At 38.5% G+C, this 22,783-nt stretch carries 18 protein-coding genes; 17 read left to right on the top strand and 1 reads right to left on the bottom strand.

Features of this window, described 5'->3' with window-relative positions:
- Window positions 1-31: 31 nt before the first annotated feature.
- The 16 genes from ACY650_RS00515 to ACY650_RS00590 all read left to right on the top strand — a co-directional run bounded on the left by ACY650_RS00515 (window position 32) and on the right by ACY650_RS00590 (window position 20,235).
- On the top strand, window positions 32-2,749 hold the full coding sequence (locus ACY650_RS00515; RefSeq protein ID WP_462250647.1) for an alpha-amylase family glycosyl hydrolase: 2,718 nt from the start codon (window positions 32-34) through the stop codon (window positions 2,747-2,749).
- A gap of 213 nt (window positions 2,750-2,962) precedes the next feature.
- The gene (locus ACY650_RS00520; protein WP_462250649.1) at window positions 2,963-6,010 is read left to right on the top strand and encodes a SusC/RagA family TonB-linked outer membrane protein; all 3,048 of its coding nucleotides are present in this window, start codon (window positions 2,963-2,965) and stop codon (window positions 6,008-6,010) included.
- 7 nt (window positions 6,011-6,017) lie between these two features.
- Window positions 6,018-7,637 carry a RagB/SusD family nutrient uptake outer membrane protein gene (locus ACY650_RS00525; RefSeq protein ID WP_462250651.1) on the top strand — a complete coding sequence of 540 codons (1,620 nt, stop codon included), beginning with the start codon at window positions 6,018-6,020 and terminating at the stop codon, window positions 7,635-7,637.
- 46 nt (window positions 7,638-7,683) lie between these two features.
- On the top strand, window positions 7,684-8,592 hold the full coding sequence (locus ACY650_RS00530; RefSeq protein ID WP_462250653.1) for an alpha/beta hydrolase: 909 nt from the start codon (window positions 7,684-7,686) through the stop codon (window positions 8,590-8,592).
- A gap of 6 nt (window positions 8,593-8,598) precedes the next feature.
- Complete coding sequence (locus ACY650_RS00535) at window positions 8,599-10,452, top strand: glycoside hydrolase family 13 protein (RefSeq protein WP_462250655.1); 1,854 nt, start codon at window positions 8,599-8,601, stop codon at window positions 10,450-10,452.
- Between the two features lie 107 nt (window positions 10,453-10,559).
- The gene (locus tag ACY650_RS00540) at window positions 10,560-10,964 is read left to right on the top strand and encodes a TerB family tellurite resistance protein (protein ID WP_462250657.1); all 405 of its coding nucleotides are present in this window, start codon (window positions 10,560-10,562) and stop codon (window positions 10,962-10,964) included.
- A gap of 190 nt (window positions 10,965-11,154) precedes the next feature.
- Window positions 11,155-14,610 (top strand): amidohydrolase family protein, encoded by a 3,456-nt coding sequence (locus ACY650_RS00545; RefSeq protein WP_462250659.1) that lies wholly within the window; start codon window positions 11,155-11,157, stop codon window positions 14,608-14,610.
- Window positions 14,611-14,776: 166 nt separating this feature from the next.
- Window positions 14,777-15,457 (top strand): alpha/beta hydrolase, encoded by a 681-nt coding sequence (locus tag ACY650_RS00550; RefSeq protein WP_462250661.1) that lies wholly within the window; start codon window positions 14,777-14,779, stop codon window positions 15,455-15,457.
- A gap of 33 nt (window positions 15,458-15,490) precedes the next feature.
- Complete coding sequence (locus tag ACY650_RS00555; protein ID WP_462250663.1) at window positions 15,491-15,727, top strand: alpha/beta hydrolase; 237 nt, start codon at window positions 15,491-15,493, stop codon at window positions 15,725-15,727.
- Between the two features lie 17 nt (window positions 15,728-15,744).
- Entirely contained in the window at window positions 15,745-16,275 is a 531-nt protein-coding gene (locus ACY650_RS00560; RefSeq protein WP_462250665.1) for a GNAT family N-acetyltransferase, read from the top strand.
- Window positions 16,276-16,428: 153 nt separating this feature from the next.
- Entirely contained in the window at window positions 16,429-17,064 is a 636-nt protein-coding gene (locus ACY650_RS00565) for an ABC transporter ATP-binding protein (protein WP_462250667.1), read from the top strand.
- Window positions 17,048-18,166, top strand: a complete 1,119-nt coding sequence (locus tag ACY650_RS00570; RefSeq protein ID WP_462250669.1) for a hypothetical protein — start codon at window positions 17,048-17,050, stop codon at window positions 18,164-18,166. The genes ACY650_RS00565 and ACY650_RS00570 overlap by 17 nt, the downstream gene beginning before the upstream one ends.
- 156 nt (window positions 18,167-18,322) lie before the next feature.
- Window positions 18,323-18,691: a DUF2200 domain-containing protein gene (locus ACY650_RS00575; RefSeq protein WP_462250671.1), complete on the top strand. Its 369-nt coding sequence runs from the start codon at window positions 18,323-18,325 to the stop codon at window positions 18,689-18,691.
- Window positions 18,692-18,698: 7 nt separating this feature from the next.
- Window positions 18,699-19,337, top strand: coding sequence for an HAD family hydrolase (locus ACY650_RS00580; protein WP_462250673.1), 639 nt, complete (start codon window positions 18,699-18,701; stop codon window positions 19,335-19,337).
- A 68-nt stretch (window positions 19,338-19,405) separates the two neighbouring features.
- A complete protein-coding gene (locus tag ACY650_RS00585) occupies window positions 19,406-19,795 on the top strand; it encodes a helix-turn-helix domain-containing protein (protein WP_462250675.1) in 390 nt (129 codons plus the stop codon).
- A 44-nt stretch (window positions 19,796-19,839) separates the two neighbouring features.
- Window positions 19,840-20,235, top strand: a complete 396-nt coding sequence (locus ACY650_RS00590; RefSeq protein WP_462250677.1) for a VOC family protein — start codon at window positions 19,840-19,842, stop codon at window positions 20,233-20,235.
- A gap of 10 nt (window positions 20,236-20,245) precedes the next feature.
- Here the strand turns inward: ACY650_RS00590 and ACY650_RS00595 are convergent, their stop codons facing one another.
- Complete coding sequence (locus ACY650_RS00595; RefSeq protein WP_462250679.1) at window positions 20,246-21,547, bottom strand: sensor histidine kinase; 1,302 nt, start codon at window positions 21,545-21,547, stop codon at window positions 20,246-20,248.
- Window positions 21,548-21,662: 115 nt separating this feature from the next.
- Here ACY650_RS00595 and ACY650_RS00600 point away from each other — a divergent pair, with 115 nt between their 5' ends.
- On the top strand, window positions 21,663-22,619 hold the full coding sequence (locus ACY650_RS00600) for an alpha/beta fold hydrolase (protein ID WP_462250681.1): 957 nt from the start codon (window positions 21,663-21,665) through the stop codon (window positions 22,617-22,619).
- Window positions 22,620-22,783 lie beyond the last annotated feature (164 nt).

Consider the following 22,783-nt stretch of genomic DNA (forward strand, 5'->3'; position numbering starts at 1 on the left):
TCTTAGGCAGCTTTTTTTTAACCCAATTTTTATGAAAAATATACTCACCCTTCTATTGATCGCTCTGATCACCTCCAATTTAACCGCCCAAACATCCATTGAACCAACTATTGAGCCTGCATTTTTTAGTGCAGATGAAGAAATTACAATTACCTATGATGTATCAGGCACTTCCCTTCAAAACCTTTCGGAGGCCTGGATATGGATGTGGGTTCCTGGAGAAGGAATTGATGCGCCTTCAAATATCAACCCTGCAAACTCAAATAGTTCAGCAACGGATGCTGCCAAATTCACGAAATCAACCGGATCCGGAGGAAGTGTATTCTTCTCCATCACGCTAACACCTACTGAATTCCTGGGAAGCACAGCCGAAGAAATAGAAAGCTTAGGCATGTTACTTAAAGGCAATGATTGGGGTGACGGTCAAACCTCAGACTTTATTGTAGACATAACCGACGGATTCACACTAGTAATGGACCAACCAAGCGGTTCATACGGATTCTACTCCTCTTCTACTACAATCGATATTGAAGTAAGAGCCTCTGCAAATGCAGATATTGAAATTCTAGTCGACGATATACAAATCGCCAGTGTTGAAAACGACACAGAATTAATTACCACCCATACAATCATTGATGATGGAGATGTTCACGTTGTTACCGCAAGAGCTACGAGTGGCTCAGAAACCGATGAAACAAGCTATACATATACCATCACTCCTACCACAGAAACTGTTTCACTACCCGATGGAATAGTAGATGGAATCAATTATGGAAGTGATAACACAAGCGTTACTCTTGCACTAAGAGCACCCAATAAAGAACACATTTTCGTCATTGGAGATTTCAATGATTGGTCTTTAAGTAGTGATTACCTAATGCAAAAAGATGGGGATGTTTTCTGGCTTGAGCTTACAGGTCTTACATCGGGTGAAGAGTATCGTTTTCAATACTTAATCGACGGTGAACTAAAAATTGCCGACCCATACTCTGAAAAAATTTCTTCTTCATTTGATGATCCCGAAATAATTGCTGAGGATAGGTATCCCAATCTCATTCCATACCCATCTAACGAAACATCAGAATCAGTATCTGTTATACAAACGAACAAAGCTGAGTTTGCATGGGATGAATTTACCCGACCTGCAAATGAAGACTTGGTTATATATGAACTTTTGGTAAGAGACTTTACCGAGGAGCGAACGTATAATGCAGTAACAGAACGGCTGGATTATTTGGCTGATTTAGGTATAAATGCTATCGAGCTTATGCCTGTTCAAGAATTTGAGGGAAACCTAAGCTGGGGTTATAATCCAGCGTTTATGTTCGCAGTGGATAAGTATTACGGCACCGAACTTGATCTTAAAACGCTCATAAACGAAGCTCATAAACGTGGGATAGCTGTAATTCTTGACATAGTTCTTAATCATCATTTTGGAAGAAATTCGTTGGTGAGACTATATAATGATGGCTTATACGGTAATCCTACTTCGGAAAACCCTTGGTTCAATACAGCAGCAAAACATGACTTCAATGTTGGTTATGACATGAATCATGAAAGTCAGTTGACTAAAGACTATTCTGACAGGGTAATGAAGTATTGGCTGGAGGAGTATAATATCGATGGTTACCGATTTGATTTATCAAAAGGGTTCACTCAGAAGAACACCCTTGGAGATGTGAATGCATGGGGTAATTATGATGCTTCTAGAATTGCCATTTGGAAAAGGTTTGCTGACGTCATATGGGAGCAAGACCCAACAGCATACATTATTCTGGAACATTTTGCAGACAATACAGAGGAAAAGGAACTGGCAAATTATGGGATGATGCTTTGGGGCAACTTAAACCATACATACATCAATGCCGGTAAGGGAAGTTCTACTTCATTGGGTCAGGCATATTTTGAAAATCGTGGATGGTCCGAGCCTAATCTTGTAACCTATATGGAAAGTCACGATGAGGAAAGATTCATGTGGCAATTGAAAAAAAGTGAAAGTGAGAATGAAGCACTCGAGCGTGCGAAATTGGCTGCTGCCTTCTTTTTACCTGTTCCGGGGCCCAAAATGATCTGGCAATTTGGAGAGTTTGGATACGATGAAGAATTAAACAACGATCGACTTGGAATTAAACCTACCCGATGGGAATACCTGGAAGAACTTAATCGAAAAAAGTTGTTTGATTTATATAAATCATTGATCCATTTGCGAACTCAGACGGATTATATAAATAAAGATTATTTCGAATGGAATACATCGGGAAATATCAAAACCATAAACATCAATCACCCTGATGTCAGCATTTATATAGTTGGGAATTTTGATACAGAAGAGCAAACTGCTAATCATAAGTTCTCCAGTACGGGTACGTGGTACAATTATTTTACTGGAGAAGAATTTGAAGTATCGAATACAACAGAAGAAGTTACCCTCAGAGCTGGAGAATGGTACATCTACACATCTGAATTAATTGACAATTACATCGAGGATCAGCAGATCACTCTAAGTGCAAATGAAAGGTTAAGTAATTCGATTTATGTTTACCCAAACCCCACTTCAGATGTACTATACATTTCTGATGAAGTTCAAGCCAAAGAATTTCAAATTTCGGATCTGAATGGACGTATTATACAAGCTGGTAAAGTGCCATTGAGCCGACTCATCAATTTCAATTCTTTAACTCCTGGCGTATATACTCTTTCACTGGGCGACAATTCTAAAAATCATCGATTAAAAATTATTATCAAATAGGCTTCAATCGGAAACGTTTTCGGTGTGATTCTATGCCTCAGATCCACATTTATGGGAGTTACAATACGCAAACGTTTGCGTAGAAAAATCAGCTAAAAAGCCCTGTAAATCATGGTTTTACGTTGCGAAATTGGTAAAATTGAAATTGCAAACCAACAAGAATTTCCGAGATGATCTCTTGTCAATTCTTGCACTCTAATTAAGAAGCGTTCAATGAATAACAAAAGAATTTTAATCGTTAAGAGGAGGTCACAAAATTTCATCTTGCTCCTACTCTCATTGACCACATTTCTGGCCAATGGACAGCAGACAGTAAGAGGCACAGTGACAGACGGACAAGACGGCACTACCCTACCAGGAGTAACCGTACAGATCAAAGGCACCCAAAGAGGAGCATCGACAGATATAGAAGGGAAATATTCGCTCTCCGCATCATCTACAGACACACTCGTATTCACTTACATCGGATACAAAACCATAGAGCAGGCTGTTGGAGGAAGATCCACCATAGATTTAAGCATGACAACAGAAATTGAAGAACTCTCAGAAATCGTTGTTATTGGTTATGGACAGGTTGAAAAAGGAGATGTGACCGGTGTGGTCAACAAAGTAGACTCAAAGACTTTCAACAAAGGGATGATCGTTTCACCTGAAAGATTAATAGCAGGAAAAGTAGCAGGCGTTCAAATCACACCCAATAGTGGTGAACCAGGCGGTGGTACATCCATTCGTATCAGAGGTGGTTCTAGTTTAGGAGGTGGAAGTGACCCACTTTACGTAATTGATGGAGTAGTTATTTCGAGTGGAGGAGTTGCTGGTACGAGAAACGCTTTGAGCTTCATTAACCCGAGCGACATTGAAAATATAACAGTACTAAAAGATGCTTCAGCTGCAGCCATTTACGGGTCACAAGGAGCCAGTGGAGTAATTATCATTACTACAAAAACAGGATCCACAGGTAAGCCTAAGTTCACATACGATGGATCATTTTCTGTTTCTACAATAGGAAAAAAGGTGGATATGCTAAATACGGATGAATTTGTATTCACTGTAGAACGACAAGCTCCTCAAAACATAGATGATCTAGGTGTTAATGATGTTTTGTACGATACAGATTGGTTTGATGAAGTTACGCGTACTGCAACTGGACAAAATCATAATATAGCATCTTCTTTTGGTATCGGTAAAAATACTAGCAGTAGGATTTCACTTAATTATCAGGATCTGAATGGTGTATTAAACACATCTAGCACAAAGCGTGTTGCTGGGTCAGCCAACATAAATCACAAGGCCCTTGGCGGAGATTTAATTCTTACCTGGAACTCAAAACATGCAGTAATCAACAATCGATTTGCACCAAATGTAGTAGGTAGTGCACTCGTAATGGCTCCTACTCAGCCTGTAATGGATACGGATTCTACTTACTTTGAATGGTCCAATCCATTAGCTCCAGCAAATCCGGTTTCTCAAATAAATCGCACTCATAATATCGGTAGGTCAATACGAAACCTATACTCATTGAAGGTTGAGTATAAGATTCCGTTCATCGAGGGGCTTAGTGTAAACGCAATTGGATCATACGACAAGTCAGAAGGATTAAGCCAGCAAATTATTCAAGCAGCCAACCGTGATGGTGATATTGGAAGCTTTACATATCAAGAGGACACCAGATTAAGTAGAAATTTCGAAGGATTCTTTTCATACAAGAGGAAGATCAATGATCTAGACATGGACTTCACTGCTGGATATTCTTACTATGACAATACATTTGAAGTAGATAAAAGTTTGAGACTGATAGAAGATGATGCAGCAGTAGATTCATTAATTATCCCATCCGTAAGCGAGTATTTAACATCTGCTCAACTAGAAGCAAATTCAAGATTCTTAGAAAACCCGCTCCTATTTAATGATGCAAATTCTAGGTTGATTTCATTCTTTGGTAGAGCTAATATCAAATTCAGGGACAAATATTTACTTACCGCAACACTAAGAAGAGATGGTACAAGTAGAATTAGCGATACTGGAGAACCATGGAAACTTTTCCCTTCGTTGGCCCTTGCGTGGAGGGTTATTGACGAACCTTTCCTTGCTTCGCAAGATTTACTTAGCAATTTGAAGCTGAGAGTTGGATATGGTTCTTTGGGTAATCCGAACAACATCGGTGATTTTGATAACCTCTTCTTTTATTCTGATGGTGACGATCGTGTTCAGTACATTTTTGGAGAAGATACCGTCAACACCGTTCGTCCGAATGCTGTAGATATAAACGTTGGTTGGGAAACAACTCAAACCCTAAATCTAGGAGTAGACTTTGGACTTTTCGAGGGTCGCTTAACTGGATCATTTGATGTCTACAATAAAGTAACATCTAACCTTCTTTTAAATGTGATTTTCCCAATTGGAATCATTCCAGGTGATAGAGCAGTAACTAATGTTGCCGAATTTGAAAGTAAAGGTTTTGAAGTTCTATTGAACTCTGTCGTTTACGATAAGAATGACTTAAAAATTGATGTAAGTGCTAATGCTGCATACAACAAGAATGAGATTACCAAATTAAATCGAAGCAACGATCCAGACGATCCTGGAATTAGAGTTGGAGGAATATCTGGTGATGTTGGAAGAACAATTCAGGTATATCGAGTTGGGCAACCAAACACGGCATTCTTTGTATGGGAACATCGAAGAGACGCTAATGGTAACCCACTTACCGATGGTGAAGATCACAATGGCGATGGTCTTGAGAACGATCTTGATATTTATGTTGATCAAGATGGAGATGGAACAATTAATGAAAACGACTTAGTCACTTACAAGAAAGCTGCTCCGAATTGGATCTATGGTCTTACAGCCAATGTGCAGTACAAAAAGTTTGATTTCGCCATGACGTTTAGAGGTGCTGCTGGTCTTCAAGTTTATAACAACGTATTCTCACAATACGGAAACTTCGAAGGAGTCAAGGGTGCAAATTTTGCCAATAATATCCACAGATCTGCATACGAAACACAGTTTGACGACAGACAGTTACTCTCCAGTTACTATGTGCAAGATGTGCACTTCATCAAACTTGACAATATTACTCTTGGTTATAGTTTCGGTATTAAGAATATCATTAATGGTCGAGTGTACTTCACAGGCACCAATCTATTAAATATCACTCCATATGAAGGTATTGATCCGGAAATTGGAGGACTTTCAGGAATTGACAATAATGCTTACCCAAGATCTCGAACATATGTATTGGGTCTGAACTTAAATTTTTAATTGAGTCATGAAAAAATTATTAGTTATACTATCAATCATTTCGTTAAGTGCATGCACGGATTTAGATATAGATCCACCTTCATTTGGTGATGATGAATTGGGAACATTTGCAAGTTTCGAAGGTTATGAATCATACCTTGCAAAAATTTATGCTTCACTGACACTCACTGGCCAACAGGGAGCAGCAGGTCAGCCCGACCTTACTGTTATTAATGATGAGGGCTTTTCGAGTTACTTAAGAGTTTGGTGGAAAGCTCAAGAGTTAACTACTGACGAAGCTATTATCGCTTGGCAAGATGCTGGAATTCGAGATTTACATAATCATTCCTGGAGTTCAGATAATCAGTTTGTAAGAGTACTATACTACCGAATATTCTATACCATATCTCTTGCCAATGATTTTCTTAGAGTCGCTCAAAACCTACCTGAAAACCTTAGTTCTGATGAGCAGGATGAAATAAACAGGTTTATTGCTGAGGTGCGATACATTAGGGCCTTCTCCTATTGGCATGCCCTTGATCACTTTAGAAATGTAGTTCTGATTACATCTGTTACGTCGGATCTACCCTCTCAAGTAGAACCCCAAGTAATATTCAATTTTATTGAATCAGAACTAAATGAAATCGAAAGTCAGCTTTTTCCTGCAGGACAAGACACACATCCTTATGGCAGGTTAGATCAAGGAGCAGTATGGATGTTAAGGGCTAAACTATACTTGAATGCAGAAGTATATATTGGTACAGACAGGTATGCAGATGCACTGGCTGAAGCCAACAGAGTGATTAATTCAGGAACCTATACCATTCATGATAATTATCAAGAATTGTTTATGGGAGACAATGACTTGCGAACCAATGAAATTATTTGGCCCATTATTCATGATGGGTTGGTAGCACAAACATGGGGAGGTACAACAACGATCATTAGGGGCGCGATAGGTGGTGCAATGATGGATAACATGAGAAACGGACTTGAAATTGAAGATGAAGCAGAAATGGACTACGGTGTACCTTCAGGCTGGGGCGGCTATCGCACGACAAGCGCTTTTGTTCAAAAATTCCCTAATGCAGCATTAGATCCTGATGGCAATAGCCCTGATGGAAGAGCAATCTTTTTCACAGAAGATCAAACGTTAGAAATTACCGATATCGGGAATTTCGAGGAAGGTTATGCAGTACCTAAATTCAATAACCTTGAATCCACAACTGGAAGAAGAGCACCTGGTGTTGATCAGGTAAGCACTGATTACCCTGTCTTCAGACTTGCAGAGGCCTATTTGATTCTTGCAGAAGCAGAACTTCAGGAGAACGGAAGTATATCAGCAACTACATTGAATTACCTCAACGAGTTGAGACAACGTGCCTATGGTAATACTAACGGAGATGTTTCAATCAATGACGTTGATTTAGATTGGATATTAGATGAAAGAGGACGTGAGCTCTACCTGGAAGCAACAAGAAGAACTGATTTAATCAGACATGGCAAATTTACTGGTGGTGATTATATATGGCCTTGGAAAGGTGGTGTAGAAGAAGGCATTTCTACTCCTGCTCACTTGGACATATTCCCTATCCCAGCATCAGACTTGATTGCAAATCCTAATCTTGAACAAAACGATAACTACTAACTACATTTTTATTTGAATTGAAAGCGACTTACGTCGCTTTTTTTCTATGAATAGATACTTCATCATATTGCTATTGCTTCTCTACATAGGAGGCTGTAAAGAGGATAAGTCTTCGCTTCAGAGCGTTGATTTGTTCACCAGTAAGTTTGTTGAAGATCGTACTATCAAAATCTATTTACCTCCATTCTATTCTTCGGAGGAGAAATATCCAGTCATTTACATGCATGACGGTCAAATGCTATTTGATTCAACAACTACATGGAATGGTCAAGAATGGGGAGTAGATGAAACCATGGATGAGCTCATTTCGAATGATGAGATTAGAAAAGCTATTGTGGTTGGAATATGGAATGGTGGTTCTAAACTCAGACACCCAGAATATTTTCCGCAAAAGCCATTTGAAAGTCTAGATTCGATTACTATAGACTCTCTATATCATTTAAAGCGATCAGAAGAATTATTCTTATTTGAGGAAAAGGTGCAATCAGATCAATATTTAAAATTCATAGTTGATGAACTTAAGCCATACATTGATAGCGCCTACTCTACACTTTCTGACCCTTCCAATACTTTCCTAGTTGGATCAAGCATGGGTGGACTTATCTCATTCTATGGAGTTTCTGAATATCCATATGTATTTGGGGGAGCTGCATGTCTCAGCACACATTGGCCAGGCGTTTTTACCATAGAAAATAATCCTATTCCAGATGCCTTTTTCACATATTTAGAAAGCAATTTACCAAACCCTTCTACTCATAGATTCTACTTCGACTATGGAACTGAAACATTGGACATGCTATATCAGGACCTACAACCGAAAGCTGATTCTATATTTCTATCAGGAGGGTATAATGAAGAGAATTTTCTATCCAAGAAATTTGAAGGTGATGCCCACAATGAAAATGCATGGAGAATGCGTCTACATATTCCTTTAAAATTTTTAATTGCTAAATAATCAGAAATGAGGTTTTTATTGATACTGGCAGCTTGCCTATATTCATTTTCTTCCCAATCACAGAATCAACTGCAGCATATTGATCCTCCTTTTTGGTGGAACGACATGCCTGTATCAACACTTCAACTGATGCTTCATGGCGAAGACATCGGGAATTTCATTCCGGAATTCAACTATGATGGCATTTCAATTTCCGAAGTAACACGTCTAGACAATCCAAATTACTTAGTGATTAGTATGACGCTAAGTGAAACGTTGCAACCAGGCACCTTCGAAATCAAACTCAAAGAAGGGAAAAAGACACGCATCAAGTTTGATTACGAAATCAGGAAAAGAAGTAGTGACTCCAATCGTAATCTAGGTTTCAATAGCAGCGATGTTATCTACCTACTCATGCCAGATCGATTTGCAAACGGAAATACTGCAAATGATTCGGTGGAGGGAATGCTTGAGTCGGCCAATAGAGCTAATCCTAATGCTAGACACGGTGGGGATATAAAGGGAGTGAGTGATCATTTAGACTACATCAAAGAGCTTGGAATGACGGCTGTTTGGCTTACTCCTACTTTCGAAAATGACATGAAACCTTCTTATGGAGCTTACCATGGATATGCAGCAACCGACCTCTACAAAATAGATCGTCGTTTTGGCTCTAATGAGGAATTCCAATCTTTTGTTCAAAAATGCCACGACAATGGTATTAAAGTAATCATGGATATGATCCACAATCATGTAGGTGACCAACACTGGTGGCTAAAAGACCTTCCTACTGATGATTGGTTTCATGATTTTGAAAAATACGGAACCACAAACTTCAGAGGTGAAGTGCAATCTGACCCGCATGCATCACAGTATGACTTAGATAAGCTTCAGAAAGGGTGGTTTGTACCTGAGCTAGCAGATCTGGACCAGCGAAATCCTATCCTTGCGGAGTACCTTATACAAAACTCAATTTGGTGGATCGAGTATTCAGGTGTTGATGGCATTCGCATGGATACCTACGTCTATCCATATAAAGAGTACTTATCTCGATGGGTGGAAGCCGTTACCTCTTCCTATCCCAATTTCAACATTGTTGGCGAAGCCTGGGTTGAACGCGTAGCACATGAGTCTTACTGGCAGCAAGACATCCCTGGACAAAATGATGGTTACGATTCTAAACTTCCAAGTGTCACAGACTTTCAAATCATGTTTGCATTGGATCGAGCTATGGTCGATAATTTTGGTTGGAAAAATGGACTCTCCGAACTCTATTATGCTATTTCCCAAGATCGTCTTTACTCTGATCCAAATCAAAACGTGATCTTTATTGACAACCACGATATTGAGAGATTTTACACCAAAGTAGGCGAAGATGCTGATTTATTCAAGATGGGATATGCTTACTTGATGACAACACGAGGAATTCCTCAAGTATACTATGGTACAGAACTAATGCTAGCAAATGCGCCGGTAGAAGGAGACGGACGGAAAAGAGTAGATATGATGGGTGGATGGCCTAGAGATGAACGATCCGTATTCACCGAAGATGGAAGAAGTGCAACAGAGCAGGTAGCTTTCGAATATGTGAAGAAAATCACCAACTGGCGCAAAAACTCATCTGCAGTACATAATGGAAAGCTTACTCATTTTATTCCTGAAGACAACACATACGTTTATTTCAGACATACAGAAAGCGAGGCTGTTATGGTAGTAATGAATCGCAATGAAGAATCTAAAACATTTAAGCGTGATCGTTTTGCTGAAATCTTAGATAGCTACAATTCCGGTATCAATGTAATTAGTGGTAATACCATTGATATTAATTCTGACTTCCAAGTTGGCCCAAAACAAACCGCTGTTTTTGAACTCAAAAAGTGAGATTCAAAAACTAATTAGGTAAAATTTCTAGTGCATTATCAGGTAATGACCTCATGTCATCTACCCAATGTTTTTATTCAGTTTGTAGTATAACAAAAAGTAATACTATGAATGATAAAGAGAAATTTAGAATCATGATCCAACTCGCTTTAGTCGACAATCAATTTGAAGATACAGAACGAAATTTCATTCACGACCTTGCAAAAAAAAGCAGTCTTTCATCCGAAGAACTGGATGAAATCATTCTTGAAGAATTGAAAAAGAAATCTTTTGATTTGGACTTCAGCTCCCAATTAGGTTTTGACTCCAAGATTGAGATTCTTGCTGACATGGTTCGCGTAATGAAGTCGGATGGCAAAGTCTATTTAAGTGAAATCAAATTTTGCGAGATGATAGCAAAAATGTTTGGCTTCAAAGAAAAATCCATTGGCATGCTGTCAAAGATGCTCAAAAACGATGGCTCAGCAGATTGGCCCAAGCTTAAGGACAATATGGAACGAATGGTTAAATAATCAGTAACCAATTGCAATTGGGGAACCACCCCCCTTTCTTTTTTCAAAGTATACTTTAGCTCTTCCTCCACCATACTTTCCTCACTCCAAAAGGTTTTCAATTTAATCTCCTGAACTCCACTCATATAACTTCTTTCGCTTGAACAGGATTTTACTATTAAATTAGATTCTTAACCTTTTATTTACTTTAATGCGTTATTTATTGTTAGCCCTACTTACAATGGTAAGTTTGGTCGTGTTGGCTCAAGACGAAAAAGAAGCTGATACTGACACTACCAAAGAAAAAAAGGCAACCAAGGAGTTGCCTCTCGAACCTGAAAGAACCCTACGTCTCAAGACTACGGAGGGAACATGGATTTCCCTTGATGTTCACCCAAATGGACAAGAAATTATCTTCGATATGATGGGTGATCTTTACACACTTCCAATTGCCGGAGGTAAAGCAACACAAGTCACCTCCGGAATGGCTTTTGATGATCATCCAAGATACAGCCCTGATGGTAATTCAATTGTATTCTCATCGGACAGAAGCGGATCAGAAAACATCTGGACGCTTGATTTGACAGATGAGGATGCCGAACCAAAGCAAATTACTAAGGATAGAGACAAGTACTATCAAGCCGCAGAATGGTCAAATGACGGAAACTACATTTTTGCGTCTAAAGGAATTCGTACGCTCAAAATGCACATGTATCACAAAGATGGTGGAGGCGGAATTCAAATCATCAAAAAGCCAGATGCTTTACAGGCAATTGAACCTGCTTTTGGAAAAGATGATAGGTACTTATGGTTTTCGAGAAGATTTGGAGCATGGAATTACAATGCACAAATGCCTCAATACCAACTTGCCACTTACGATAGAGAAACCGGTGAAATTGCTGGACAGACAAATCAGTACGGATCAGCATTCGCTCCAACGCTTTCTTCTGATGGTAAGTGGTTGGTTTATGCGTCGAGATACAATACTGAAACTGGCCTAAGAAAAAGAAATCTTGCCACTGGAGAAGAAGATTGGTTGGCTTACCCAGTAAGAAGAGACGATCAAGAATCTAGAGCAAGACTTGGAGTATACCCTGCAATGGCATTTACCCCGGACAACCAGTCGGTGATAGCATCTTATGGTGGTAAAATTTGGCGCATCCCTATCAACGGAGGAAATGCGACAGAAATTCCATTTGAAGTAGATGAAGAATTGGATTTTGGACCGATGGTTCAGTTTGATTACCCGATCTACGACAGCGCTAAGATGATAGCTAATCAAATAAGAGATGCAAAGCGATCACCTGATGGTAGCAAATTGGCATTTACAGTATTAAATAGGCTCTATGTGATGGAATATCCGAGTGGTACTCCAAAAAGAGTCACTAAAAATGACTTTACTGAAGCAATGCCAACATGGTCGCCTGACGGCACAATGCTAGCATTCTCTAGCTGGGAAGGAAATGAAGGACATATTTATAAAGTCAGAGCATCCGGCGGTAGAATTACTAAGCTCACCAATCAAGGTGGCGTTTACACGAGTTTGGCTTGGGATAAAAAGTCAAATCGAATTGCATTCCTATATGGAACTGCCAAAGCATATGAAAATGCAATAGGACCATTTGCTTTTCGAGCTCAAGAAAACATTGGTTGGATTAGCGCAGATGACGGCAATGTAAATAAGATCAAGTCTTCAGGAGGAAGGGATCTTCCGCACTTTATAGAGAAAGATGACAGAATCTATATGTATCACTTTAGCAAAGGCTTGATCTCCATGCGTTGGGATGGTACGGATGAAAAAGAACATATTAAAGTATCTGGGATTATGACGTACCCAGCACTTAATCATGACCATAACCTTTATATGGAAGGCGGACCAAGCGAACCTCAGCGATTGCCAAGTAATGCTGAATACATTTTGATGGCTCCGAAAGGAGATAAAGCACTCGCTAAAATCAACAATGATGTGTTTGTGGTGACTGTGCCTCCTGTAGGAGCTGAAACCGTTAAAATATCAGTTTCTAATCCTGAAAGCGCATCATTTCCAAGTTGGAAGCTCACAACATTTGGAGGAGAATTTGCTCACTGGAACAACGATGGAAACACGGTGAATTTCACATTGGGCAATGCCTATTTTGCTTATGACATGGCCGAAGCAGAAAGAGTAAAGAAAGAGCTGACGGAGAAGAAGAAAAAAGAGGAGGAAGAAAAGAAAAAGAAGGATGAAGAAGAGAAAATGAAGAAAGAGGATTCTGAGGGAGAAGGAAGCGAAAATGATGAAGAAGAAGGAGCAAGCGATGAAGAAGAAATGGCTACAAAAGAGGGAGATGCTGAGGAGGAAGAAGAAGATGAAGGTTATAAGCCAAATGAAATTAGAATCAAGGTAGAGGTTGAAAAAGACGTTCCAAAAGGATCGGTACTTCTTCAAGGTGCAAGAATAATCACCATGAATGGGGATGAAGTAATCGAAAACGGTGACATTTTAATTGAAAATGCAAGAATCAAAGCCGTTGGTTCTTCTGGCAGCATAGACGCTGGCAATGCCAAAGTGATGGATATGAGTGGCAAAACGATCACTCCTGGATTTGTAGATACGCACGCTCATATGTGGCCAAATTGGGGACTTCATAAAAACCAGGTGTGGGTTTATTCTGCCAATCTTGCTTACGGTGTGACTACTACGAGAGATCCACAAACAGCAACAACTGATGTACTTACCTATTCCGATATGGTTGAGACTGGAGATGTTCTCGGCCCAAGAGTATACTCTACTGGTCCAGGCGTTGGATTCTGGTACTATAACATCAAGAGCTTAGAGCATGCCCAAAATGTATTGAAACAATACTCTGAGTACTTCAATACCAAGACCATCAAAATGTATATCACAGGTAATCGTCAACACAGACAGTGGATTATCCAAGCGGCAAAAGAGCAAAAACTTATGCCAACTACTGAAGGTGCTTTGGATATGAAATTGAATCTCACTCAATTGATCGATGGATATCCAGGACATGAGCACGCCTATCCTATCCATCCGATCTACAATGATGTATTGTCACTGACGGCAGAAGCACAGATGGCTTATACTCCTACCCTACTTGTTTCATATGGTGGGCCGTGGGCAGAGGAGTACTACTATGCTACGGAAGATGTTCAGAATGATAGTAAGATCAACTTCTTCACTCCTAAGCGCGAACTTGACCAAAAATCTCGAAGAAGAGGAGCTTGGTTCATTGAAGAAGAACACATCTTCTCTCGCCACAGTGAATTTGTTGGGGATCTTGTAAAAGCAGGAGGTATTGCTGGTGTAGGATCACACGGGCAGCTTCAGGGTCTTGGTTATCACTGGGAATTATGGTCTGTTCAAAGTGGAGGAATGCCTAATCTGGATGCTTTGAAGGTCGCTACCATTCTAGGTGCAAAAGCAATTGGACTTAGTAAAGATCTAGGATCTATTGAAGCAGGTAAACTTGCTGATTTAGTGATCATGGATAAAAATCCATTGGATAATATTAGAAATACGAATACCATTTCTCACGTAATGAAGAACGGTCGCTTATATGATGGCAATACACTGGATGAAGTTTATCCTCGTCAGAAGAAAGCACCAAATTTCTATTGGGTGAAAGAAGGACCAGATAGCATGAACCTTCCTGGAGAAGAGTAAAAAGAGTCACCACACCATGTACAATGAAAGCCGGACCACTATTAGGTCTGGCTTTTTTTGGTTCTCGAATTTAAGTGCCGAAATTTAACTTAAGCTTAATAATCGTATTGAGTTAAAACATGGTGCTCAGAGAATCCTTAAACTTTCAAAATAATTAGCTTATAAAATGGTCACATTAAAAAAAATGCTTTCAGTTATTCTATTGTCAACCTTGATATTAAGCTGCAATACAAATCCAGCAACTGATAGAACCTCGAGTGACACTGAGGCATCAAGTCAAATTACACTATCAAATCATACGGTAATCTCGGATGGTCACCCGATGAATTTGTGGGAAAAGAAGTCTCAAAATTCGAAAGGTGCAATCCTCTTTATCCATGGAAGAACGTGGAGTAGTCTTCCAAACTTTGATTTACAGGTAGAAGGCGAAAACTTGTCATTAATGGATGCTATGGTTACTGAAGGATATTCAACATACGCCCTTGACCTTAGAGGATACGGTGCTACTCCTAGAGATAGTACTGAATGGCTATCCCCCAATAAAGCAGCTTCTGACATTCTCCATGTGGTCAATTGGATAGCTTCCCGTAACAGCAGCAAAGTACACCTATTTGGCTATTCGATGGGATCAACATCCAGCTTACTTGCGACTCAGAAAAATGCAACAGACATAGCAAGCTTAACGGTATTTGGCTACTGGCTAGATTTAGATTTCAAGATTCCAGAAAGTCCCGGCGATATAAAGCTATTGAAACAAAAAAACACAGCAGAAAATGCAGCTAGTGACTTCATTACGCCTGGAAGCATCAGTCAAAATGCTATTGACTCTTACGTAAGGATGGCATAAGAAAATGATCCGATAAAGGTAGACTGGAGAAATATGGATCAGTTCAACAAGATTGATCCTTCTCAAATCTCCACACCTGTATTGATATTACAAGGAGCATTAGATCCAATTGCACCTTCGGAGAGACAAAATAAACTGTTCACTAGATTGAAGACCAATGATAAAAGTTGGGTTGTGATCTCAGGTGGAGATCATGCCGCATTCCTAGAAGCTCCCAGGGAACATTTTATCCAATCTTTTGCGGCCTTCATTGATAGCTTTAATCAATAATCCACTACTTGTTTGGAATGATCAACTTAGAAAATGTAGTTATCCAAAGAGTAAAATTGGACGAACTGAGTCAGCTCAGAGAAATTGGTAAACGTACTTTTCTCGAAAGTTTTGGTGATCAAAATAAGAAAGAAGACATGGACGCATATCTTGAAAAAAGCTTTGCGGAGAATCAACTCATGTCAGAACTATCTGATGACTCTTCAGAATTTTACTTTGCGAAGCTAGATGGTCAGATAATTGGCTATTTAAAAGTAAACTATGAGAATTCTCAAACTGAAATCAAGGATTCGGATTCGTTAGAAATTGAACGGATATATGTTATTAAAGAATTTCATGGACAAAAAGTCGGACAGTTACTCTACAAAAAAGCCTTGGATATTGCCGTATCAAAAAATATGAAATTCCTTTGGCTTGGCGTATGGGAGAAAAACCCCAGGGCAATACGATTTTATGAAAAAAATGGGTTTGTCACTTTTGACAAACATACTTTTTTGCTTGGCAGCGACATGCAAACAGATTTAATGATGAAATTAAATCTTGCTTAGATTACTTATCTCGCTAACAACCTCATTTATTTCGGGGTATGAAAGACATACTATAACCACTATAAAAGCATCTTAATAAACTGACTCATCATCTTATTGCAACGCTTAAATAACAAGTGTAACCGCACCACCTAATTTCCGTGTAAAGGCGTATTGATTGAAATAAGCAACTTCAGTAAATCCTATAATGGGAACTTGGTTTTAGAGATTCCAAATTTGGAATTGGATCAAGGCATACATTCTTTGAGCGGAAAAAACGGAAGTGGAAAAACCACACTTCTCAAGTGCATTGCAGGAATTTTACCTTATGAGGGCAACATATCCATCAATGGAATTAGAAATAGCAAAGCAAACATGATGAAATACCTAAAGTTGGTAAGATACTCACCAGCTGAACCAGTGTTTCCTAACTTTCTTAAAAGCCAAGATCTCATAGCATTTTATTCTTCAATGCTTCCATACGAACAAAAGGACATTGATATTCTTGCCCGTTCCCTTGGTGTTTCCAAATTCATGGACGTTCAGATTGGACATTATTCAAGTGGGATGCTGAAAAAATTATCCTTGCTTCTGACCTTTATCGGCAATAGCGAGGTTATAATACTTGATGAACCCTTCAATGCTCTTGACACTGAAACATGCGAAAGGTTGAATGAAATAATCTCCCAAAGGAGAGCAGCTGGAACTTCGTTTCTGACAACCACTCATCAAAACAATTTGCATGTAACAGTCAACAAGGGTTTACAAATAGAAAATTTTCAATTGACCATCAATGAACCTAATATATAGGCTTTCATTCAAGCTAATGGTTGTCCAATTCTATAAAAGGAATGCAGGCCTTCTATTCTTTTTCTTTATCGCATTTTTTGGAATAATTCCACCTCAATATTTAGTCACTACTCATCTAGGACTCATTCATGCTCAGATAGACAGCCCATTACTTTCACTTTGCGTACTTGTGTTTTGGGCGAGTTACTCGATTAGATGTACCAACTTTATTTGTACCACTAATAATAAATATTGGGACTCCACCACAAGCTATTTCAGATCATTCTCTCCAAAAACCATCAGAATAAATCTGTTATTAGTCTTTAGTGTAGTTTATCTCCCTATTACGATTTATGGAATCTTGGTGGCATCGGTTGCCTTCTTCGAGGAGAATTCAATTTATGGATCATATGTTCTAACCAGCCTTCTAATTATAACGCTGTGCAATACTATATACGCATACCATTTCTCTCAGGGTAGAAAAACACTGGTTTTTCCATACAGAAATATTTACCCCTCTATTAAAATAAACTTCCATTTTAATTGGATACTATTAAGCTATTATTGGCGCGAAAGAACCAAAGTCGTCCTTTTATTGAAGGTCATCAGCTATGTAGGTTTTAACCTATTTATCATTCGAAACAAGGATTTTTTCAGGGAAGACTATTTTGTGTTATTTCTTCTTCTTTTAGGCTCTTTCAATAGCTTATTGATTTTTTCAGGGCAGAAATTTCTAGAAGAGCGTGCCCAATTTCTAAGAAACCTTCCAATTTCCCTATTCGCGAGAGGAATGATGAATCTAATTACAGCTATAGTCTATTTCATTCCAGAATTACTTTTTTTAATTGGAATGAACCATGAAATCTTAACATACGAATCAAAATTCCTTTACTATACATTTTTGATTTCTCATTTTGTTCTCCAATTCGCGCTATTATATTCTGAAAATTTTAGTTATTGGAAGTATATCAAGTACCTAGTAGTAATGCTCTTCGGATTTCAGATGATGATTGCAGTAGTACCAATCTATATAGTGATCGTAATAAACTTGATTCTTAGTGCCGTCATATTCCACGACAGCTATTTGAAGTATGAACATCAAACCAGTTTGATGAAAGACTGAATTATCTTCAGACTCTTTATTGCTTAGCAGAGTCACTCCAGCATTTAAGTATAGTCAATATGTTAAATACATCCCTAGATTATTCAATAGTTATGCATTTAGTCTTTTGAATGAAAAAACTGTTTGGAGTATATTTAATAACACTACAAACTATTTATGGCAACCACTACACCAGAACACGACGAAAGAATAGCTAAGATGACATTCGCGTCGGTTTATCCGCATTACGTTAATAAAGTAGAAAAGAAAGGTAGGACTACGGAAGAGTTACATCAAGTAATAGAATGGCTTACGGGGATGGATGAAAGTAAACTTCAAGAGCTTATAGATAAGAAAGCCACTTTTAAAGATTTCTTTGATGGAGCAACCTTAAACCCAAATGCCCATCAGATCAAAGGTGTAATCTGTGGCTATCGAATCGAAGAGATTGAAACTCCTTTAACAAGGAATTGTAGATATCTTGATAAGCTAGTGGATGAACTAGCAAAAGGTAGAAAGATGGAAAAAATATTAAGACAAGGATAATTGTAGCGTGTCTTCACAAATTCTTATTTTCGATCTTGATGACACCATTTTTGAGACGAAATCAATTGGACATCATCATGTAAAAGAAGCCGTTGATAGCTTCAAGCAAACCATAAGTACCAATCGTAGCTCGGAAGAAATCGACACCATAATAAATGATCTGTGGAAATACCCTTTTGACCATGTTTCTGAAAGACACAACCTAAGTGAATCGACTAGAAGGCAATTTTCTAAATCAATTAATAACCTAGAATACAATTTCAACATAAAAGCATTCAAGGATTTTGATCTTATTAAAGATTTGAACGTCAGAAAAATACTTGTAACTACAGGATTCAAGAAGTTACAACATGCTAAAATCTCAGCTCTTAACCTACAACCCATTTTTGATGAGATATTTATCGATGAAATAGATGCCTTAGATAGAATTCACAAAAAAGGCATCTTCAAAAATCTTATTGAAAATGGACAAATAGCGTTGGAACACATCATCGTTATAGGCGATAATCCAAATTCAGAAATAAAAGCTGGTCATGAACTAGGTTTTACAACAGTTCAAATAGCCAAATTTGGACAACCCCGCTCCTCTTTTTCCAGTCATTACATTCGAGACTACAGTGAGTTACTTGACATTTTAAATCAGTAGATAAACTTGAGTTTTACAATAACACCTTCTTTATCTTTAGGAATGACGCAATATGACAATTTCAAAAAATGTCATTCTATCAAGAAAAATTAAAACAAGTAAAAGAGTCTGTTTACAAGAATCAAGATCAGATTGATGCCGTAATAGCGATCAAAGGATATATCGATAGCTACTATGAAACCAATTTGAATCTAGACTTACTATCGGAAAAGCAGTTCATTTCTAAATACCATTTGCTTCGATTATTTAAGAAATATTACGGCCTCACGCCTCGACAATATTTGATTAATAAACGAATAGAAAAGTCTAAGGAGCATCTGATTAATGGATCTACAGTTACTGAATCTTGTTTTGCTGTAGGTTTTGAGAGTCCCGGATCATTTAGCACTTTATTTAAAACAAAAACTGGAAAGACACCAACTCAATTTCGAAAAGAGCAACTTTCAAGAAGTAAGTAAACTTTTGATCCTTCATATTTGACTCATTCAAACGCTAATCACACATGAAAATAAAACTGATAAGTATCCCAGTCCTGGATCAAGAAAAAGCACTTAAATTCTACACCGAAAAACTCGGGTTCATCAAAAAAATTGACACTCCCTTGGATGGTGGGAATAGGTGGTTGACTTTGGTTCCTAAGGAAGCGCAAGACGGTCCCGAGCTATTGTTGGAGCCTGCACCACTTCACTTTGAACCGTCTAAGGTTTTTCAAGACGCACTGATGAAAGCAGGAATCCCATTCACACAATTTTATGTTGACGATATTCAATCAGAGTATGATCGACTGATTGAAGCTAGAGTGGAATTCAGCGTACCACCAACTAAAATGGGGACTGTAAAGTTTGCAGTCTTTAATGATACCTGTGGCAACAACATCCAGATTGTCGAAGAACTTTAAAAGCTAACAGCTACTTCGCAACAGGTAGCCAAATTTGAAATATTGTACCGGAAGGATTGCCATTAGAGATGTTCAACCTTCCGTTATTTTTTCTTAACAACTCCTGACAAAAGCTTAGACCGATTCCAGACCCGGTCTCCCCTGCCGTCCCAAAGGTTGACTCAATTAATTGACCTTTTAAAATTCGCTCTTTGGTTTCTTCATCCATTCCAACACCAGAGTCTTCAATTGTCACGCATACTGCACCATCCAAATCCTGACTGAAAACAGCGATGTTACCGTCATTGGGAGTAAACTTGACAGCATTGTGAATAATATTTCTTACAATGATGATGAATTGATTTTTGTCGGCAAAAACGAAAGAATCTGAAGGTTTGTAATCTAGGCTTACATTTTTAGCCTCCATGGCCGATGAAAATAGTTCAACAATTAAATCGATTTCTTTTTTCACAGACACATTCTCTGGATTCACAGTTAAGCTCCCAAGTTGAGATTTGGCCCATTCCAATAGGCTGTTCATTGTGTCTTGCAATGCATCTAATTTGACCTGAACGTTCTCAGAATATGTAAGGTATTGTTCCTTACTCATCGAGGTTAGGATAGTTGGTTTTATCAAACCTTGAATGAGTCCGAGAGGTGCTCTAAGATCATGAGCAATAATAGAGAATAACCGATCCTTTGATTTATTCGAATCTAGCAAAGCCTCCTCCTTTCCTATCAATTCAGTGTTTAGCTTTTCTGCACTATTTAAGGTTCTAAATAGCTGCGTTTTGAAACTCATCACAAAATAATAAACCATCAAATATGCAGTAAGTAATATTAAACTTAGCCGAAAATAAGTAGCGAACTCACCACTGCCTGTATACTCAAATCGCACATAATTTAGCAGCATAAAAAGGGTGAAGTTTATCAAGACAGAAATGTACTGCTTGACTCCATTCACCAAAATGATTATGGAAATTACACCGGGAACGAAAAGATATTCAAGTCCACTTTGCCTGCCTTCTACAATGGAGTGATAAGTGCCAACTATCAAAGCCAAATGATAGCCAACTACAAACAGATATATAGCTGCGGAATACTTCTGAAAACGATTAAGTAATAAAACAGGCAAACCCACGAGTACAATAGCAGAAACATCTATTGCTATTCCAATGTAATTCTGAAATATCAGATTGATTGTAACCAGTATCAATGATACTCCAATACAGAGTACGGCCAGGCGATTTACAATTTGCAGTTTAAACGCATCGTAAGTGCCTAGGGTATTGGTTAATCCCAGTGTATAGAGTTTACTCAGCTTGATGGTCATCCTTCGTTCTCCTACCTAACAAAAGTAAAACTACGACTCTTATTCAATTTGAAGAAGTACGCGTTCCTTTTTAGCTAGCAATTCAGAAGGTATATTTGGATAAACATCAATGGACATGAGACTACCAAAACTTTTAAAAATATTACTCATAAGTGTTTTTTTCTTAGTTGTAGTAGTGTCTCTACTGTTTGGATATCGAGACATTCCTCTCGATGAACTAAAAACCAAATACGCGCAAGCTCCTTCCTCTTTTACGATGATTGATGGAATGAATGTGCATTTTAGAGATGAAGGCAATCCTAACGATTCGATACCGATTGTCCTGATTCATGGTACGGGTTCAAGCTTGCATACATTTGATGACTGGCCAGAATTTCTAAAGCAAGAGTATCGGGTAGTCCGCATGGATCTTCCAGCATATGGACTGACAGGTCCATTCCCTGATCGGGATTACTCCATTAAGAAGTATGTTGAGTTTATCAAACACTTCTTAGATGAAAAAGGAATTGAAAAATGCATTCTGGGAGGCAATTCCCTAGGAGGTGAAATCTCCTGGCGATTTACAACTGTTTACCCGGAGATGGTTGACAAACTGATCTTGATTGATGCGGCGGGGTACCCTTTTAAAGCGCAAAGCGTACCATTAGCCTTCAGAGTCGCCAGAATCCCTGTAATTAAAAACATGTTTACGTTCATCACACCAAAGTCAATCGCGAGATCCAGTGTTGAAAATGTATATGCTGATAAAAGTAAAGTCACCGATGAGCTAGCGGACAGATATTTTGAACTGACGTTAAGAGCGGGCAATAGGCAAGCTTTTGTTGATAGGCTCTCGATGGAGAGACCAACAGATGCGTATCAATACATTTCTGAGATCAAACAGCCAACGCTTGTTCTATGGGGTGATCAGGACTTATTGATACCTGTCGAAAATGCTGAGCTTTTTCACAAGGACCTACCTAATGATACCTTGGTAATCTTAGAAAATGCCGGGCATGTTCCAATGGAAGAAGTCCCTTTAAGAAGTGTAAAAGTCGTGCGCTCATTCCTAGACGCTAAGGAAAACGATTAAATAGAAGATGATAGATACTTCTTTAACATCTTCAAATTTCTATTTTTTACTCGCTGTTTTCCAAGGAGTGATATTAGCTACGATCATCGTCTCCAGAAGACCAATGAGAAAAAGTAATCTCTTTTTTGGCATACTGATCTTCCTCTTTTCTCTCTCGTTGCTTC

It is taken from the genome of Ekhidna sp. (genome assembly GCF_963691765.1).
In the GTDB taxonomy this organism is placed as follows: domain Bacteria; phylum Bacteroidota; class Bacteroidia; order Cytophagales; family Cyclobacteriaceae; genus Ekhidna.

Bases quoted from the DNA above. Each gene is read 5' to 3' on its own strand.
- ACY650_RS00575 (WP_462250671.1), top strand. From the start codon at position 18,323: ATGGCAACCACTACACCAGAACACGACGAAAGAATAGCTAAGATGACA.
- ACY650_RS00525 (WP_462250651.1), top strand. From the start codon at position 6,018: ATGAAAAAATTATTAGTTATACTATCAATCATTTCGTTAAGTGCATGC.
- ACY650_RS00560 (WP_462250665.1), top strand. From the start codon at position 15,745: ATGATCAACTTAGAAAATGTAGTTATCCAAAGAGTAAAATTGGACGAA.
- ACY650_RS00535 (WP_462250655.1), top strand. From the start codon at position 8,599: ATGAGGTTTTTATTGATACTGGCAGCTTGCCTATATTCATTTTCTTCC.
- ACY650_RS00545 (WP_462250659.1), top strand. From the start codon at position 11,155: ATGCGTTATTTATTGTTAGCCCTACTTACAATGGTAAGTTTGGTCGTG.
- ACY650_RS00570 (WP_462250669.1), top strand. From the start codon at position 17,048: ATGAACCTAATATATAGGCTTTCATTCAAGCTAATGGTTGTCCAATTC.
- ACY650_RS00550 (WP_462250661.1), top strand. From the start codon at position 14,777: ATGGTCACATTAAAAAAAATGCTTTCAGTTATTCTATTGTCAACCTTG.
- ACY650_RS00555 (WP_462250663.1), top strand. From the start codon at position 15,491: ATGGATCAGTTCAACAAGATTGATCCTTCTCAAATCTCCACACCTGTA.
- ACY650_RS00595 (WP_462250679.1), bottom strand. From the start codon at position 21,547: ATGACCATCAAGCTGAGTAAACTCTATACACTGGGATTAACCAATACC.
- ACY650_RS00585 (WP_462250675.1), top strand. From the start codon at position 19,406: ATGTCATTCTATCAAGAAAAATTAAAACAAGTAAAAGAGTCTGTTTAC.
- ACY650_RS00520 (WP_462250649.1), top strand. From the start codon at position 2,963: ATGAATAACAAAAGAATTTTAATCGTTAAGAGGAGGTCACAAAATTTC.
- ACY650_RS00600 (WP_462250681.1), top strand. From the start codon at position 21,663: ATGAGACTACCAAAACTTTTAAAAATATTACTCATAAGTGTTTTTTTC.
- ACY650_RS00530 (WP_462250653.1), top strand. From the start codon at position 7,684: ATGAATAGATACTTCATCATATTGCTATTGCTTCTCTACATAGGAGGC.
- ACY650_RS00540 (WP_462250657.1), top strand. From the start codon at position 10,560: ATGAATGATAAAGAGAAATTTAGAATCATGATCCAACTCGCTTTAGTC.
- ACY650_RS00590 (WP_462250677.1), top strand. From the start codon at position 19,840: ATGAAAATAAAACTGATAAGTATCCCAGTCCTGGATCAAGAAAAAGCA.
- ACY650_RS00515 (WP_462250647.1), top strand. From the start codon at position 32: ATGAAAAATATACTCACCCTTCTATTGATCGCTCTGATCACCTCCAAT.